The 15,854-nt window shown below is 42.3% G+C and carries 18 protein-coding genes; 6 read left to right on the top strand and 12 right to left on the bottom strand.

The window, feature by feature from the left end; translation table 11 throughout:
• Window positions 1–38: 38 nt before the first annotated feature.
• The 5 genes from AC5JMF_RS05360 to AC5JMF_RS05340 are packed head-to-tail and all read right to left on the bottom strand — an operon-like array spanning window position 39 to window position 1,530.
• The gene (locus tag AC5JMF_RS05360; protein WP_495794692.1) at window positions 39–293 is read right to left on the bottom strand and encodes a CTB family bacteriocin; all 255 of its coding nucleotides are present in this window, start codon (window positions 291–293) and stop codon (window positions 39–41) included.
• A gap of 53 nt (window positions 294–346) precedes the next feature.
• Window positions 347–601, bottom strand: a complete 255-nt coding sequence (locus AC5JMF_RS05355) for a CTB family bacteriocin (RefSeq protein WP_495794691.1) — start codon at window positions 599–601, stop codon at window positions 347–349.
• A 53-nt stretch (window positions 602–654) separates the two neighbouring features.
• Complete coding sequence (locus tag AC5JMF_RS05350; RefSeq protein WP_495794691.1) at window positions 655–909, bottom strand: CTB family bacteriocin; 255 nt, start codon at window positions 907–909, stop codon at window positions 655–657.
• 53 nt (window positions 910–962) lie between these two features.
• On the bottom strand, window positions 963–1,217 hold the full coding sequence (locus AC5JMF_RS05345) for a CTB family bacteriocin (RefSeq protein ID WP_495794690.1): 255 nt from the start codon (window positions 1,215–1,217) through the stop codon (window positions 963–965).
• A gap of 52 nt (window positions 1,218–1,269) precedes the next feature.
• On the bottom strand, window positions 1,270–1,530 hold the full coding sequence (locus AC5JMF_RS05340) for a CTB family bacteriocin (RefSeq protein WP_495794689.1): 261 nt from the start codon (window positions 1,528–1,530) through the stop codon (window positions 1,270–1,272).
• A gap of 1,078 nt (window positions 1,531–2,608) precedes the next feature.
• On the opposite strand from AC5JMF_RS05340, the gene AC5JMF_RS05335 reads away from it, so the two are divergent.
• Complete coding sequence (locus AC5JMF_RS05335; RefSeq protein ID WP_495794688.1) at window positions 2,609–3,208, top strand: DUF2996 domain-containing protein; 600 nt, start codon at window positions 2,609–2,611, stop codon at window positions 3,206–3,208.
• On the opposite strand, the gene AC5JMF_RS05330 is transcribed toward AC5JMF_RS05335, so the two are convergent.
• Complete coding sequence (locus AC5JMF_RS05330; protein WP_495794687.1) at window positions 3,205–3,702, bottom strand: TM2 domain-containing protein; 498 nt, start codon at window positions 3,700–3,702, stop codon at window positions 3,205–3,207. The genes AC5JMF_RS05335 and AC5JMF_RS05330 overlap by 4 nt on opposite strands.
• Before the next feature lie 323 nt (window positions 3,703–4,025).
• Here AC5JMF_RS05330 and acsF point away from each other — a divergent pair, with 323 nt between their 5' ends.
• The 3 genes from acsF to AC5JMF_RS05315 all read left to right on the top strand — a co-directional run bounded on the left by acsF (window position 4,026) and on the right by AC5JMF_RS05315 (window position 7,240).
• Window positions 4,026–5,102, top strand: a complete 1,077-nt coding sequence (gene acsF / locus AC5JMF_RS05325) for a magnesium-protoporphyrin IX monomethyl ester (oxidative) cyclase (RefSeq protein ID WP_495794686.1) — start codon at window positions 4,026–4,028, stop codon at window positions 5,100–5,102.
• A gap of 212 nt (window positions 5,103–5,314) precedes the next feature.
• A complete protein-coding gene (locus tag AC5JMF_RS05320; protein WP_495794685.1) occupies window positions 5,315–5,941 on the top strand; it encodes a TenA family protein in 627 nt (208 codons plus the stop codon).
• A 132-nt stretch (window positions 5,942–6,073) separates the two neighbouring features.
• Window positions 6,074–7,240 (top strand): cysteine desulfurase family protein, encoded by a 1,167-nt coding sequence (locus tag AC5JMF_RS05315; RefSeq protein WP_495794684.1) that lies wholly within the window; start codon window positions 6,074–6,076, stop codon window positions 7,238–7,240.
• Between the two features lie 117 nt (window positions 7,241–7,357).
• Here the strand turns inward: AC5JMF_RS05315 and AC5JMF_RS05310 are convergent, their stop codons facing one another.
• Window positions 7,358–8,374 carry a cyanophycinase gene (locus tag AC5JMF_RS05310; protein WP_495794683.1) on the bottom strand — a complete coding sequence of 339 codons (1,017 nt, stop codon included), beginning with the start codon at window positions 8,372–8,374 and terminating at the stop codon, window positions 7,358–7,360.
• 319 nt (window positions 8,375–8,693) lie between these two features.
• Between AC5JMF_RS05310 and AC5JMF_RS05305 the strand changes: the two genes are divergently transcribed.
• The gene (locus AC5JMF_RS05305; RefSeq protein WP_495794723.1) at window positions 8,694–9,620 is read left to right on the top strand and encodes an alpha/beta fold hydrolase; all 927 of its coding nucleotides are present in this window, start codon (window positions 8,694–8,696) and stop codon (window positions 9,618–9,620) included.
• Window position 9,621: 1 nt separating this feature from the next.
• On the opposite strand, the gene AC5JMF_RS05300 is transcribed toward AC5JMF_RS05305, so the two are convergent.
• Together AC5JMF_RS05300 and AC5JMF_RS05295 are read right to left on the bottom strand one after the other, a co-directional pair.
• Window positions 9,622–9,933, bottom strand: a complete 312-nt coding sequence (locus AC5JMF_RS05300) for a hypothetical protein (RefSeq protein ID WP_495794682.1) — start codon at window positions 9,931–9,933, stop codon at window positions 9,622–9,624.
• Window positions 9,926–10,291 carry a BON domain-containing protein gene (locus AC5JMF_RS05295; RefSeq protein WP_495794681.1) on the bottom strand — a complete coding sequence of 122 codons (366 nt, stop codon included), beginning with the start codon at window positions 10,289–10,291 and terminating at the stop codon, window positions 9,926–9,928. Before AC5JMF_RS05295 ends, AC5JMF_RS05300 begins: the two co-directional genes overlap by 8 nt.
• Window positions 10,292–10,559: 268 nt before the next feature.
• Here AC5JMF_RS05295 and ilvN point away from each other — a divergent pair, with 268 nt between their 5' ends.
• Window positions 10,560–11,084, top strand: coding sequence for an acetolactate synthase small subunit (gene ilvN / locus AC5JMF_RS05290; RefSeq protein WP_495794680.1), 525 nt, complete (start codon window positions 10,560–10,562; stop codon window positions 11,082–11,084).
• Between the two features lie 92 nt (window positions 11,085–11,176).
• Here the strand turns inward: ilvN and AC5JMF_RS05285 are convergent, their stop codons facing one another.
• The 3 genes from AC5JMF_RS05285 to AC5JMF_RS05275 all read right to left on the bottom strand — a co-directional run bounded on the left by AC5JMF_RS05285 (window position 11,177) and on the right by AC5JMF_RS05275 (window position 15,387).
• Window positions 11,177–13,057, bottom strand: coding sequence for an ABC transporter ATP-binding protein (locus tag AC5JMF_RS05285; protein WP_495794679.1), 1,881 nt, complete (start codon window positions 13,055–13,057; stop codon window positions 11,177–11,179).
• Window positions 13,058–13,276: 219 nt separating this feature from the next.
• The gene (ftsH4, locus tag AC5JMF_RS05280) at window positions 13,277–15,133 is read right to left on the bottom strand and encodes an ATP-dependent zinc metalloprotease FtsH4 (protein WP_495794678.1); all 1,857 of its coding nucleotides are present in this window, start codon (window positions 15,131–15,133) and stop codon (window positions 13,277–13,279) included.
• Between the two features lie 68 nt (window positions 15,134–15,201).
• A complete protein-coding gene (locus AC5JMF_RS05275) occupies window positions 15,202–15,387 on the bottom strand; it encodes a DUF2949 domain-containing protein (RefSeq protein ID WP_495794677.1) in 186 nt (61 codons plus the stop codon).
• Between the last annotated feature and the right edge of the window lie 467 nt (window positions 15,388–15,854).

Here is a 15,854-nt window from a genome sequence, read left to right as displayed (position 1 = left end):
TGTGATGTGATTGAACTAATGGGATAGGTTAATAGAAACTACAGATTGATGCTGAACAATTCTTTAGCAAAGGTATTGGTGTTAGAAGCACCGATTACGCGGGTTACTTCACTACCATCTTTACCAGATTTCACGCTAGAAACAGATGCTAGCTTTTGTTGAGAGAAACCAGTACCAACAATGTTCTTGAGGTCGATACCTTCAAGAGAACCGATGCTTAAACCACCAGCGATCGCTTCTTCTTGATCAACAGATAAATCAACTAGTAATTCAGATTTATTGAAATCAGACATGATTTTTACCTTTATTGTGATGTGACTGAACTAATGAAACAGATGGATTAAAATTACAGCTTAATGCTGAACAATTCATGAGCAAAGGTGTTGGTGTTAGCAGCACCGATTACGCGGGTTACTTCACTACCATTGCCATTAGATTTCACGCTAGAAACAGAAGCTAGTTGTTGCTGAGAGAAACCAGTACCAACAACGTTGTTGAGGTCGATACCACCAACTGAACCTAGACTTAAACCACCAGCGATCGCTTCTTCTTGATCAACAGATAAATCAACTAGTAATTCAGATTTATTGAAATCAGACATGATTTTTACCTTTATTGTGATGTGACTGAACTAATGAAACAGATGGATTAAAATTACAGCTTAATGCTGAACAATTCATGAGCAAAGGTGTTGGTGTTAGCAGCACCGATTACGCGGGTTACTTCACTACCATTGCCATTAGATTTCACGCTAGAAACAGAAGCTAGTTGTTGCTGAGAGAAACCAGTACCAACAACGTTGTTGAGGTCGATACCACCAACTGAACCTAGACTTAAACCACCAGCGATCGCTTCTTCTTGATCAACAGATAAATCAACTAGTAATTCAGATTTATTGAAATCAGACATGATTTTTACCTTTATTGTGATGTGACTGAACTAATGAAACAGATGGATTAAAATTACAGCTTAATGCTGAACAATTCATGAGCAAAGGTGTTGGTGTTAGCAGCACCGATTACGCGGGTTACTTCACTACCATTGCCATTAGATTTCACGCTAGAAACAGAAGCTAGTTGTTGCTGAGAGAAACCAGTACCAACAACGTTGTTGAGGTCGATACCACCAACTGAACCTAGACTTAAACCACCAGCGATCATTTCTTCTTGAGCAGCAGATAAATCGACTAATAAATCAGATTTGTTGAAGTCAGACATGATTTTTACCTCTAGTTGATGTGACTGAATTAATGAAACAGATGGATTGAAATTACAGATTGATGCTGAAAAATTCGTTAGCAAAGGTATGGGTGTTAGAAGCACCGATCACACGGGTTACTTCACTACCATCTTTACCAGACTTAACGCTAGAAACAGAAGCTAGTTGTTGCTGAGAGAAACCAGTACCAACAATGTTTTTGAGGTCGATACCGCCGCCAACTGAACCGATGCTTAAACCACCAGCGATCGTTTCTTCTTGAGCAGCAGATAAATCAACTAATAATTCAGATGTTTTGTTGAAGTCAGACATGATTTTTACCTCGATTAAATTTGATTAATGTTGAGTTTTAGATTTGGGTAGTTAGTCAGTTTTATTTTTTTTATTTACTGCATAATTCATGCATAAAAGCAAGATATCATTACAGGACTAACTGTTTTTATTTGAGTAAGAAACTTGTGTTTGTTTCATGTTTAAACTCTAATTCAAAAAAAAGAATAATGTCCATGAAAATCGACATGTAAAAAGGACAAAACAGTTACAGTTTTTTCAAAACAAGATAGGTAAAACAACTCAAAACTCTAACGAAAAGCAGTTTTTAACTTATTCGCCAGTTTGATAAGTTTTAAGAGGTTAGATATTAAGAATAAAAATAAAACAATAATGTCCCTAATATTAAAAATTGAGATAAAAAAGAAAAATCAGCACCAGAATATCTGATGCTGATTGCTAAAACTTCAGCCGTATATTGGGATTTTTAAATATTAATTGAAAAGGTCAAGCTACTCAAAAAATAAATATAATAACTCTTCTATGTTTGATGATTAAACATCTACACAGTTTTATTTATGACGTTGTAAATTATTTTTGTATGTCTGTTAGTTTGTACTTTTGAATATTAGCTTTGCTGAATCAGCAAGTTAAATTTTGACAAATAAAGTTTAGTGGAGAGCAGTAAATAAAAGATGATTTTCCTATATTCATTCTTTAGCCTCTGCAAATCATAATTTATAACAATCATCATGCTGACAACATCCTTTTCTGAGTAAGTTACAAGTTGTCAAAGGAGACATTACTAGGGATTTATTGTTATATTACGAGTCTTTTGAGTGAAACTTGTTGTCGTTTCTGTTTTTGAAACGGGGAATGGACTTCTGTGCGAGACGCTATGTGTAGCTTGCTTAAGCGAAGGGGTACGTTCTCATGTCAAAGATGCTACGCGTAGATAGAAAGCTGCATGATGCGATTTTAGTTTTTGGAGTTGGGACAAGAAAATGAGAAATTATAGTTATGCTGGCTTTCGCCAGACTCTAGTATGTCAAAATGAAGATGACCGAAACCTCAAGGTGAGCGATCGCTCCTAAAGCTAGACAAAGGATTGACCTGAGCAATGGCAGACCCAACAAATCATAATGAAGCTGGCGAAGTAGCTCCCAGTGTCGCTGAAGACAATGCTCCTAGCACCAACGAACCAGTAGCGACGGATATACCTACTGCCAACGCGCCAGATCCCAAAGCCGCGAACCCAGAAACTAACCCCAACGCTGCCAAAGAAGCTGCACCACCCAAGCGAGAAAAACCCGCCGCCGCTAAAGCAGCGAAAAAAGAAAAAGCTCCAGCTGTTGAAGACAAGCCATTTGTAGAGTTTATACAACAAGATTACTTGCCTGCGTTACAAAAGGCGATCGCTCAGCAAGGAGTACAAGATTTACAGGTGTCTTTTGCTAAGCAAAAAGTTCCGATTACAGGCTTTAATTCAACCGAAGAGTATTGGCAAGTCATTGGCAGTTGGCAAAACGGGTTACGCCAGTTTAACTTGTATTTCCCTGAAGAAGACATCCAAGGGAAAAAGGGATTTTCCTGTAATGAAGGTAAAAAACCTAGCACCCTTGAGTCATTCCTCATTGATGAGCGCAAAATCACATTAGACCTATTGGTGTTTGGCTTGGTACAACGCTTGAATGGTCAAAAGTGGCTAGGTAGAAATTAACTAAGTTCGTGGAAATGATAGGTGACGGCTCCAGAAATGGGGTCGTTGTCTATTTTCACATAACCTGATTTCAGTATCTCCTTAAGAACAGCCTCTACTTCCGCAAAGCTAGCACCCGTTGCCTTCACACCTTGAGTCACAGTCAAAAAACCACCCTTACTTTCTGCTGCTTCGAGCAGTTTAACCATGAGTTGGTTACCAGTTGGGTGATGAACTTGAGAAGCAACAGCAGATTGATTGAGAGGTACACCCAAAGGAGATAAACCAGCTTTTAACCTTAGTTTCAGTTCATATTCATCAACCATACTAGGGATCAAAAATATATCCACCAACTGCCCTACATATAAAAAACCCAAAGTACATAGCCACAACAAACCTGTAAATACCTTGCCATTATATAAACGGTGCAGCCCTCCCACACCAAAAAAACCGACTGCACAGAAGATATAAGAGACAAGAAGACGGTCTTTATTCTGATTGTTTTCAAGATTCATCTTGCTTTTAGCCCTTTGGATTCGCTCTTGTTATCTAAGATGGTTTTTCCACACTAGCTAAATCTTTAACGAGTGGTGGAAACCCCACAAATCACATCCCTTACACCCCTAGTTTAGCGACTACCAATTTATGATTTACGATTCCGCAACGATTTGGCTATTGTTGCAACTCTTAACGTTTTTCTGACGAGTTTCTCACCCGTACCTTGGTAGACTAATTTCTATACAAATTGATTATTGTCGGCTGTTACGCCTTGTCAAAGCATTACCTTTGGCTTTCGGGTGTACTCATGATCATAAAAGATACTCATTGCAATCAAGACATGGTAGATTCCCTAAAAAAACCAGGCTTTGAAGAAATGCGGCCAGGGATTAAAATCCCGGCAAAAGAAACCTTGTTAACACCTCGGTTTTACACTACCGATTTTGATGAGATGGCGCGGATGGATATTTCCGTCAACGAAGACGAGTTAAAAGCCATTCTAGAGGAGTTTCGCGCCGACTACAATCGTCATCACTTTGTTCGGGACACCGAGTTTGAACAATCCTGGGATCATATTGACGGGGAAACTCGGCGGTTATTCGTGGAATTTCTAGAACGTTCATGTACAGCAGAGTTTTCGGGCTTTTTGCTGTATAAAGAATTGGGCCGTCGTTTGAAAGACAAAAGCCCAGTCTTGGCTGAGTGCTTTAACCTGATGTCACGAGATGAAGCCCGTCACGCAGGCTTTTTGAATAAAGCCATGTCGGACTTTAACCTTTCTCTAGACTTAGGGTTTCTCACTAAGAGCCGTCAGTATACCTTCTTTAAACCGAAATTCATCTTTTACGCTACTTACCTTTCGGAAAAAATCGGGTATTGGCGCTACATCACCATTTATCGCCATTTAGAAGCACATCCCGAAGACCGGATTTATCCAATTTTCCGATTCTTTGAAAACTGGTGTCAAGACGAAAACCGTCATGGCGACTTCTTTGATGCAGTGATGAAATCTCAACCACAAATCCTGAACGACTGGAAAGCTAGACTGTGGAGTCGGTTTTTCCTGTTGTCGGTGTTTGTCACAATGTATCTCAATGACATCCAACGCAAAGACTTTTATGCATCAATTGGGTTGGATGCGCGAGAATATGACATCTATGTAATTAAGAAGACTAACGAAACCGCAGGTAGAGTCTTCCCTGTGATGCTGGATGTAGAGAATCCAGAGTTTTATGAGCGGTTAGACCTTTGTATAAAAAACAACGAAAAGCTAACAGCGATCGCTAACTCTAACACTCCCAAATTCCTGCAATTCTTCCAGAAGTTGCCACTTTACATCTCTAACGGTTGGCAGTGCTTGCGCCTGTACTTGATGAAACCGATAGATGCTGCTGTTGCACAAGGCACAGCTCGCTAGAGGGTTATAGTTTTTACAAAAACTTCAGTAGTTCTGTCTAGTACAGGACTATTTTTTTGCTAAAAAAGCAATCCTGCTGGGGACGCGGGGACGCAAAGAAGCAAACAGAGATATACCACCCCATTCCCCATTCCCTGTGGGTTGAGCGTTCGCGCAGCGTCTCCGACAGGAGAAGTCGAAACCCACTGCTCATTCCCAATGACTAATGACCAATGACCAATGACCTCTCAAACCAATTATGGACAGCAAATCAAGATTTAGCACAAGCTTGCTTAGAGCATCCTTTTGTGCAAGGAATTGCTAATGGTAGCCTTGAGCGGTGGAAATTTGCTTACTATGTAGGGCAAGATGCTTTTTTCTTGCAAGCTTTTGCTCGTGCTTATAGTCTTGCTGCGGCAAAAGCACCAGACTGGATAGGATTTACTATATTTCACAATCTAGTTGGTGGTGTTGTAGAAGAACTGCGACTACATGAAAGCTATGCTGCCCAATGGGGAGTTAACTTACACTCTGTAGAACCTGGTGCAGCTACCCGTCGCTATACTGACTTTTTGTTGGCTACTGCTTGGAGTGGCGATGTTGGTATAACTGCTGCGGCCATGTCTCCTTGTATGCGTCTTTATGCTTTTTTAGGAAAACAGTTGGCTGATGGGGGAATTCCCAATCATCAGTATACCGATTGGATTCGTACTTACAGTAGCGCAGATTTTCAACCATTAGCACAACAATTAGAAAATTTGGTTGATAATTATGCTGCTGCCAACGCTTTGATTTACTCTACTTACCGTTATGCAATGCTGTGTGAGCAAGATTTTTTTCAAGCTGCCTGGATGGTTTAGCAGTCTATGAGATGCAAAATTGCCAACGCTATGATTAAAGTAACCAGAAATCTCAAACTCTTTATTCTCTCTGCGCCTCTGCGCCTCTGCGTGAAATAAATCATCCCGCAATTATGCAACGCCGAAATAATTATGTCTACTCGTCCTATTTATCTCGATTGTCACGCCACTACACCTGTGGATGAACGGGTAATGGCCGCTATGATGCCTTATTTTACAGAATACTTTGGCAATCCATCTAGCATTAATCATATTTATGGTTGGGAGGCAGAAGCTGCTGTTAAACAGACGCGAGAAATATTAGCAGCAGCAATTAATGCTACTCCTGAAGAGATTGTATTTACCAGCGGTGCAACTGAAGCTAATAATTTAGCTATTAAAGGTGTCGCAGAGGCTTACTTTCAAAAAGGTCAGCATATTATGACTGTGGCTACTGAACATAGCGCAGTTATTGACCCTTGTAAATATCTCCAAACACTCGGTTTTGAAGTTACTTTTCTCCCAGTCAATCAAGATGGACTAATTGATTTAGCAAAATTAGCAACAGCCTTTCGTCCCGAAACGATTTTGGTGTCGGTAATGGCGGCAAATAATGAAATTGGTGTGTTACAGCCGTTGACAGAAATTGGCCAAATGTGCCGCGATCGCAATATCATTTTTCATACAGATGCAGCTCAAGCGCTTGGTAAAATCCCCCTTGATGTCCAAGCAATGAAAATTGATTTGATGTCATTAACTGCACACAAATTATATGGCCCGAAAGGCATCGGTGCGCTATACGTCCGCCGGCGCAACCCCAGAGTACAACTCGCACCTCAGCAACATGGTGGTGGACACGAGCGGGGGATGCGTTCTGGTACATTGTATACACCGCAAATTGTCGGCTTTGGCAAAGCCACAGAAATCGCTCTAGCAGAACAAGCCACAGAAACCCAACGCCTCACCGAATTACGGCATAGTTTGTGGCAAAAGCTTTCACAACTACCGGGGATACATCTCAACGGACATCCCACCCAACGCCTAGCAGGAAACTTAAATATTAGTGTTGAGGCGGTAGATGGGGCTGCACTGTTGCTAGGATTGCAACCAGTAATGGCAGTATCTTCTGGGTCTGCCTGTTCGTCAACAACTACTGCACCCTCTCATGTTCTCACAGCATTGGGACACACCGAACAACTAGCCTACGCCTCAGTGCGATTTGGCATAGGACGGTTTAACACCCAAGCAGAGATCGATACTGTAGCACAACATGCGATCGCAACTATTCAAAGTCTACGTAAACAAGCGACTTTGGTGTAGGGAATCGAGAACTCAGGGCCCCACTCCCTCCGGGAGCGGGGATTAGGGGTAATGGGAATTGGGGACTGGTGTATATCTCTGTTTGCTTGTTTGCGTCCCCCTCATCCCCCTCATCCCTCAATAAGGATCTGAGCTAAATCGTCCCCTTTTCACGCTTCTGAGGTAATATCCTGATGTTGGGATGTTTCTGAGGTTAAATGTATCGCCTCTGGGAACTCTCCAAATTTTGTAGTCATAAAAGCTCAAAGGTGTTCGGGGTTTGCATTCTTCTGGTGGATGATCTCCTAGTACAAAATATGCTGCACCTCTGCCGATGACTTTTGCCAGACCATTTTTATCGATAACAACAGATGTCTCCTCACTAACGGCTATTCCTAAAGCACTGCGCGATACACCATCCTGAATTTGACGAGCAATAAAAGCCATAATTCGACCCATTCTTTTGCGTCTGTCGAAGTGTGTATCAACTATGGTTCCTTTCAAATAGCTCCAGTGAAAAAAGTTGTAGGTAAAGGTAATATTCTGATAAGGATCTTCAAGCGCGTCTTTTGTCTCAATACTCTCTTCACAAGCGCAAGAATCATAAATGAACTCACTTTGAATCATTGCACCTGCACTAGTGCCACCAACACCACCACCTCTGGCGTAAACTGATTTGACAGCAGCCTCTAGAGCAGTGTTTTTCCAATTACGGATATATTGACATTGGTCGCCGCCAGCAAAGAAAATTACCTCAGCGTTTTTCACTTTTTCAATGATCGCTGCTCTGTTTGCGTCTTGTCTATTGCTAATGACAAGAGTTTGGACTGAATTGACGCCTCTCATCCTGGAAATTAGCCGATTGTACTCGTCATCTCCATAAGCGCGAATGACCACAACATCTATTTTGGTGGCACAGTCAGTGCATCCTCTAACTTGATTAATCATCCACTGAATAGCGTCATCTATATCGGGGCCACCCCCACCTAAGCTGAGAACCGGCCCGCCTAAAGCAGGGCGGACAATGACGGTATTGTCCTGGAAGTAGCCTTTCAGGTATGCTGTAAGACGGGATATGAATAAACTTCCCATCCTAAACAAATAAGTTACTGCATTCTGCAAGCGTTGTACTATGTTTGGGGATGCCTTTGTCATGCTAGCCTTTGAAAGCAAACTGCAATTATTGCTAACTCTCTCATCACAAAGCCGAAATTCCCAGCGTACAGGGCTTGTACTGTTTTTTAACGCAAAATAACGCAGAGTAATAATTGATTCTCTGCACTAATCTGCAAAAACCTCAATATTACTCAGTAATCCGCTGTGATTTTTGAAATTGCTTGCGTGGGTTGGGAGTAGGGAGTGCAGAAAAAGCCTTTTCGATTGGTAGACTGAAGTGCTGACTACGAACGTAGCTAAAAAGTGGCGATCGCATTTCTACTATATTAGTATTAGGCTGATTAATCAAAAGCGGACTGTGACCACTACAATACACTGGCGGGAGCGAGTTGGTAATCAACGAGATTGGGTTTGGCGTGGCTGGCAAATTCGCTACACCTATATCCGTCCTGCTCAAAATTACGACAAGACAACACCCCTAATTTTGCTACATGGCTTTGGCGCTTCTATTGGTCATTGGCGGCATAACTTAGAGGTTTTAGGTGAGTATCACACAGTCTATGCTCTAGATATGTTGGGTTTTGGTGCCTCTGAAAAAGCCCCAGCTAATTACAGCATCGAACTTTGGGTAGAACAGGTTTACGACTTTTGGAGAACATTTATCCGTAAACCAGTAGTTTTAGTGGGTAATTCCAATGGTTCATTGATTTCTCTGGCTGCTGCTGCTGCTCATCCCGACATGGTACAAGGTATAGTGATGATGAGTTTACCAGACCCGTCATTAGAGCAAGAAGCAATTCCGCCAATTCTGCGACCAGTCGTTAGAGCGATTAAAAATATTGTTGCCTCTCCGTTGATATTGAAACCTGTGTTTCATCTAGTCCGCCGTCCAGGTGTAGTACGCCGTTGGGCAAGTCTTGCTTACGCCAACCCAGAGGCTATTACCGATGAACTAATCGAAATTTTAGCTGGCCCTCCCCAAGACCGGGGTTCTGCTAGGGCTTTCAGTGCTTTATTTAAAGCCGCAATTGGCATGAGCTTTAGCCCTAGTGTCAAGTTAATGTTACCAACCTTAACAATTCCCATGCTTTTGATTTGGGGGCAAAAAGATCGGTTTGTTCCCCCAGTGCTTGCTAGTCAATTTATTCAATACAACGAGAAACTAGAACTACTCAATTTAGATGATGTGGGGCATTGTCCTCATGACGAATGTCCAGAAAAAGTTAACCAAGCCATTTTAGAACGAATTGAGAAATGGATTGGCGATCGCATCACCGAAAATTAAATCAGTTATCAGTTTTGGGCGAATAGAATTCGCTACTACACAAGCGAAGTCCGCCTGCGCGGACTAACCAAAAATTAGGTCTTTCAAACCCACGGAGGTGGGTTTTGTCTGTGTAGCCAAGCCAGTGCGTTGGGGAAACACTGCGTTGCGCGGGTTCCCAAGGCACTCCGTTGGGCGGCTTTGCCGACTTGAAGGAAGTGCCGTTGCGTTGAAGCAAGTGTTGTCGGCTTTGCCGACTTGTAGACGCCCGGAGGGCGGCTTCCCACAGGGTAGCAACTGGCGCGCGATTTCCAATCGCTTTACTACTAGCCAATCGAAGCTTGGCTAGTATCAACATCTGTAGTGCCGTTCACCGAACGTGCCACAGAAACCATTCTATCGAGAATTTCTTGGCTAGGAACCTTGCCTTTTAATACCACAGTGCTGCTAGTTTGAGCAACCCACAGAGTTTCAACATCAGTAAGTTGGGAATCTTGATCAAATGCCAATGCTACCCGCTTTGCCAATCCACTTTGATCATATTCTCCGTTTAATCCTACACGCTCTGGAGGTATGGATTGAGTAGTGGTGGCTGCACTAGTGCTAACAGCTTGTGGAACGTCCTGTGGAGTAGGATTTACTTCTGCGTTTTGGGGTTTTTCCATCCCAAAGAGTCTTTTTAACCAACTCATAAAAATTTTTCTCCAAAATAAAAGGGCTTATTCCTTTGAGTATAAAAGCTTAGTGACAATGCAGCATCTGCCTATGAAAAGATATGTACTTTGATAGATTAATGCTTACAGGATGATTTCTGGACAATTTTTCTTTAGGATTGCAACGAGTGCAACCATTGAGTTTAAAATAGAAAATCTGACTTAAAATTAGTGCGGCAGTAAGTCTAGCGCAGCCGTTAGTTGAGTTTGCGTTCCTCGAATACTGCTTAACGCCTCTATTGGCAAGATGAAACACACATTATCAGTTCTAGTAGAAGATGAAGCGGGTGTTCTCTCCCGTATTTCTAGTTTATTTGCCCGTCGTGGTTTTAATATTGAGAGCCTCGCTGTTGGGCCAGCCGAGCAGGGAGGAGTTTCTCGAATTACGATGGTTGTACCTGGTGACGATCGCATTATTGAGCAACTCACCAAGCAATTATATAAGTTAGTTAACGTTCTCAAAGTACAAGATATTACCGAGACTCCTTGTGTAGAGAGAGAATTAATGCTTTTGAAGGTGAATGCTACTAGTAGTAATCGCTCAGAAGTAATCGAATTGTCTCAAATTTTTCGGGCGCGAGTCGTTGATGTCGCGGAAGATTCTCTCACTTTAGAAGTTGTAGGAGATCCAGGTAAAATGGTAGCGATCGTGCAAGTGCTGCAAAAATTTGGTTTAAGGGAAATTGCCCGCACTGGCAAAATCGCCTTAACCCGTGAATCAGGCGTGAATACTGAGTTACTCAAATCTTTGAAAGTAGGGAGTAGGGAGTAGGGAGTAGGGAGTAGGGAAAGAAGAATTGGGAATGGGGAATTTTCATTGGTTATTCTCCGCGTCCCCGCGTCCCCCTCATCCCCCTGCCTCTACTAAGTTTCTAACATTTGCAAATTATGCAAGGTAGCATAAAGTCCACCTTGTTGTAGTAGTTCTTCGTGGCTTCCTTGTTCGATTAATTCTCCCCGCTTGAGAACAAAAATTCTGTCTACGTTGCGAATTGTAGACAGACGGTGAGCGATAATAATAGCGGTACGTCTAGCTAAAAGCTGACCTAATGCCTGTTGAACTAATGCCTCTGTTCCCACATCTAGGCTAGCGGTGGCCTCATCTAAAACCAAAACTTGAGGATCGCGAATAGCAGCACGGGCAAAGGCTAAAAGTTGCTTTTGACCACTCGAAATATTTGTACCCCGTTGTCTGAGTTGAGTGTTGTAACCTTGGGGTAATTCTTCAATAAACTGAGCAACATTAGTTTTCTCTGCGGCTTCTTGAATTTCTTCAAAAGTATAGCTATCCCCTAAAGTAATGTTACTTTTAACATCGCCAGCAAACAAAAAGCCTTCTTGTAAAATTACAGCTAAATAACGTCGCAGTTCTGCTTGTGGTAGTTCGCGGATATCCACACCATCTACAAGAATGCGCCCTTGGGTGGGTTCGTAGAGGCGACACAAAAGACGAATGATGGAACTTTTACCCGCACCTGTCGGCCCGACTAATGCGACTTTTTCACCAGGACGAATGATGAAATCTAGGTCTTTAATGACATAATCATCGTCTTTGTAGGCAAACCAAACGTGATCAAAGCGGATTTCTCCTAATTCCGGGGCCGCATTTAAATCTGGAGATTCTAACTCTGCCAGGATCTCATCTATGTAGCCGAATTTAGCATCAAATATCGAAAAACGAGTATTGGCGCGATCGCGTATTTCTATCGGTTCATCTAAAATATCGCTAACTCGTTCAATAGCAGTAAACCCAGCTTGAATGACGGTAAATTTTTCGGCAAACTCCCGCAAGGGGTCGAATAATCGCTGAGCATACAAAATAAATGCTGATAAAATTCCAAAAGTCAGATTTTTACCTAACAGCAACCATCCACCCATTCCCAAAACCGCTGCGATCGCAATCAAGCCAATCCATTCTAAGGTTGCTGAAACAGCTGAATCATAAAAAATTGTCCTATCTACCTCTTTGATATAGCGGTTATTGGTATTACGAAACAATTCTGCATTAAATTTTTCTCGCCGGAATAATTGTACAACATTGATACCAACAATGTTTTCTTGGATCTGGGAGTTTAAGGCAGAAAGTTCTTCCCGTGCTTTGTAATTTGCTTTGCGATACTCTTGTTGGAAGTAAATTATTACCCATGTAACTGGTAAAAGCATCACCAGCAATAAACAGGCAAGTTGCCACTGGATAGAAAACATCAAACCGATAATCACCAGCATGTAAAACAAATCGGATACAATGCCAATTGCGCCAGTGGAAAACACATCTCCTAAGACTTCCACATCGCTAGTGAGTCTGGTAATTAATTTACCTACAGGCGTTCTGTCAAAAAAACGTACTGCTAGAGATGTCACATGACCAAACAAATCTTGGCGAATTGCTGCGGTGACTTGTTGGCCTAGCTTTTGCACTAAATAACCCTGAAACCCTACTAGTATCAAACGTACCGTAATTGTGATCAATAATAATATTTCTAGGATTTGTAACCCTTGCCACAAAGGACGATTCCTTAGAAACTCATAGGTACTGGATTCATTACGGATTAATGATATAACCTGTCCAATCAACAGTGGTGGTAAAGCATTAGCTATAGCGATTGGCACTAATAAAACCATTGACAGCGCCAACAGTTTGCCACTACGACGACCGTAAGGTACTAGACGCAAAAATAACCGCCAGTCATTGTCACGCCGACGGTGTTGAGTGTAAGATTTTTTCAGAGATTGATAGATGCTCATAGTTAAGAGCATTATATTATTAATTTTTTCGATGGGAATAACACGCTTTTTTAAAGTAGCGTTTATGTTCCTTCTCTGATACCATGCCTGAGACAGAAACCGCAAGAGTGCGAGTAAAAGGGAACAGGAAACAGGGGAGAAATAACAAACACTCACTCATCACTCCCAATCTCCAGTCCCCAGTCCCACCGGGAGCGGGGGCCCCGAGTTCCCCAATCCCTACTCAGTCACAGATTGCATCTGCTTGAGAAAACTGTGCAGTTTTTCGCCTTCAATCACTTCTGTTTCCAAAAGTTGAGTGGCGATCGCTTCTAGCAATTCTCGATTCTGTTTGAGAATCTCTAAAGCTTGGGCGTGGGCTGTTTCCACAATTTCCTTGACTTCGCTATCAATGGCTTTGGCTGTGTCTTCACTCACCATCCGGCGGGGATTGGGCGCACCGTTGCCTAAAAACATTGCTTGCTGACCTTGCTGATAAGCCAATGGCCCCAAAACTTTGCTCATCCCATAGGTTGTTACCATTCTCTCAGCTAAATCGGTTGCTCGTTGCAAATCATTAGAGGCCCCAGTAGTAATACTGCCAAAGACGATTTCTTCAGCCGAACGTCCTCCCAACAAGGTAGCAATTTGACCCCGCAATTCTGCCTCATTCATCAAAAAGCGGTCTTCGGTTGGTAACTGCAAAGTATAACCTAATGCTGCCATACCACGGGGAATTATGGAGATTTTTTCCACGCGATCGCTACCTGGCATCGATGCCCCAACCATTGCATGACCAACTTCATGATAAGCAACAATCTTTTTCTCAGTATCGCTTAATACTCTGCTCTTTTTCTCTAAACCTGCGACTATCCGCTCAATAGCTTCGGCAAAGTCAGCTTGGGCGATGGTTTGACGTTGATTACGAGCTGCTAATAATGCAGCTTCATTCACCAAGTTGGCTAAATCTGCACCAGCAAAACCGGGAGTACGAGTGGCGATCGCTTTTAAGTTTACATCTTCGCCTAGTTTGACCTTTTGAGAGTGAATCTTGAGAATTGCTTCACGACCAGATAAATCGGGACGATCTACCAACACTTGACGGTCAAAGCGACCTGGACGCAACAAGGCAGGGTCAAGGGTTTCCGGCCGGTTGGTGGCTGCTAAGACAATCACCGTCGCATCTCCAGCCGCAAAACCATCCATCTCGGTCAATAACTGATTGAGAGTTTGTTCGCGTTCATCATTACCACCGTAGAAGCCATTGCTACTACGAGATTTACCAATCGCATCCAATTCATCGATGAACACAATACAGGGAGCCTGCTTTTTCGCCTGCTCAAACAAGTCGCGCACTCTCGAAGAACCCACACCAACAAACAGTTCTACAAATTCAGAACCAGAGATACTAAAGAATGGCACTCCAGCTTCCCCAGCTACGGCTTTAGCCAAAAGTGTTTTACCCGTACCTGGAGGGCCCACCAATAGCACACCTTTAGGAATCCTCGCTCCAATTTGCGTAAAGCGTGATGGAGTCTTAAGAAAATCTACGATTTCTACTAACTCGGTCTTAGCCTCTTCTACCCCAGCCACATCTGCAAAGGTAATTTTTGCTGATTCGCCTTCAACATAAACTTTAGCTTTACTCTTGCCAATCGAGAGAACACCTTGTTGACCACCGCCACGAGCGATAAAGAATTGCCAGATAGCGATAAAAATCAGTGGTGGGACAATCCAACCCAGCACAGTTGTAAACCAACTATTTTTGGGTGGAGGCGTAGCAGCAAACTCTACTCCTTTTGACTCCAGCAGTTTAGGCAACTCTAAATCAAAGATTGGCGTAGTTATAAATATTGGGCCAGGATCACCACTCTCGGTTTTTAATTGATAACGGATCTGGTTTTGACCAACAGAAACGCGGCTAACTTCCCCTTCCTGCACCTGATGAATAAACAAGCTATAAGGAACCCCAGCAGGCCCCGAAGCAAATAAGCTAGGCAAAAACAGATTTAAGAGCAGGAATAATCCTGATACCGCTAGCAATATGTTAGCAATCAGCCGAGAACGGGGTGGTTTAGGCTGTTCTTTTATTGTCATGTGTGTTACCAATCCTTGGAGTTAAAACTGTAGAAAACTTCGCTCATTAAGCAGCACTGAGCAGTGTGCTATATCGCTTCTAGCCAATCAAAAATTTGAGCTAACTGATCTAGCGTTACCAGCCCATACTGCCAGAGTGTCATGGCGATGAAGTTGGGGGTTTGTTCACAACGTCGTAAGGCGAAGGAAATTGCACCATCAGAAACACCTAACTCTTGTTGTAGAAAATTAATTAATTGCTTGGTAGCTTTCATAGGAATGTTAAATAAGATTACAAAAATTTTATTTTTTTATGACCAATAACTAGTCAAGGTCTTCAGTCTTCACTCTTAGTTTGGGAAATTTGTCTTGATGTCAATGATTTTTCTGTTTCTCATGCTTTTGGTTGCCAAGATGGCAGCTTTGTCTCATCTATGTAACTAAACTTAACAATTAAATTAATATATGTGAATATAAGTGTAAATACGGTTTACCGTACTTGACCAAAAATGCAACGAATTGTTATAGGAGAACCAATATGATAGTTACCTTACGTGACCCGGATATTCTCAGCTTACGAGTCGTGAAGCGTAAAGCCCCCAAGTATGAAGCACAAAACCAATAAGTTTTGTGCTTCATACGTCTTTTAAGTGGGGGATATAAGCGAGCAGGACAAATTTATTTGTGCGTCATGTTTATAAAGCGTGAATACGATTTATAATGTTAGCGGAGGTGATAAACA

This window comes from Desmonostoc vinosum, assembly GCF_059505385.1.
Note: the sequence above shows the minus strand (reverse complement) of the source record. Positions and strands in the feature narration are given on the sequence as shown.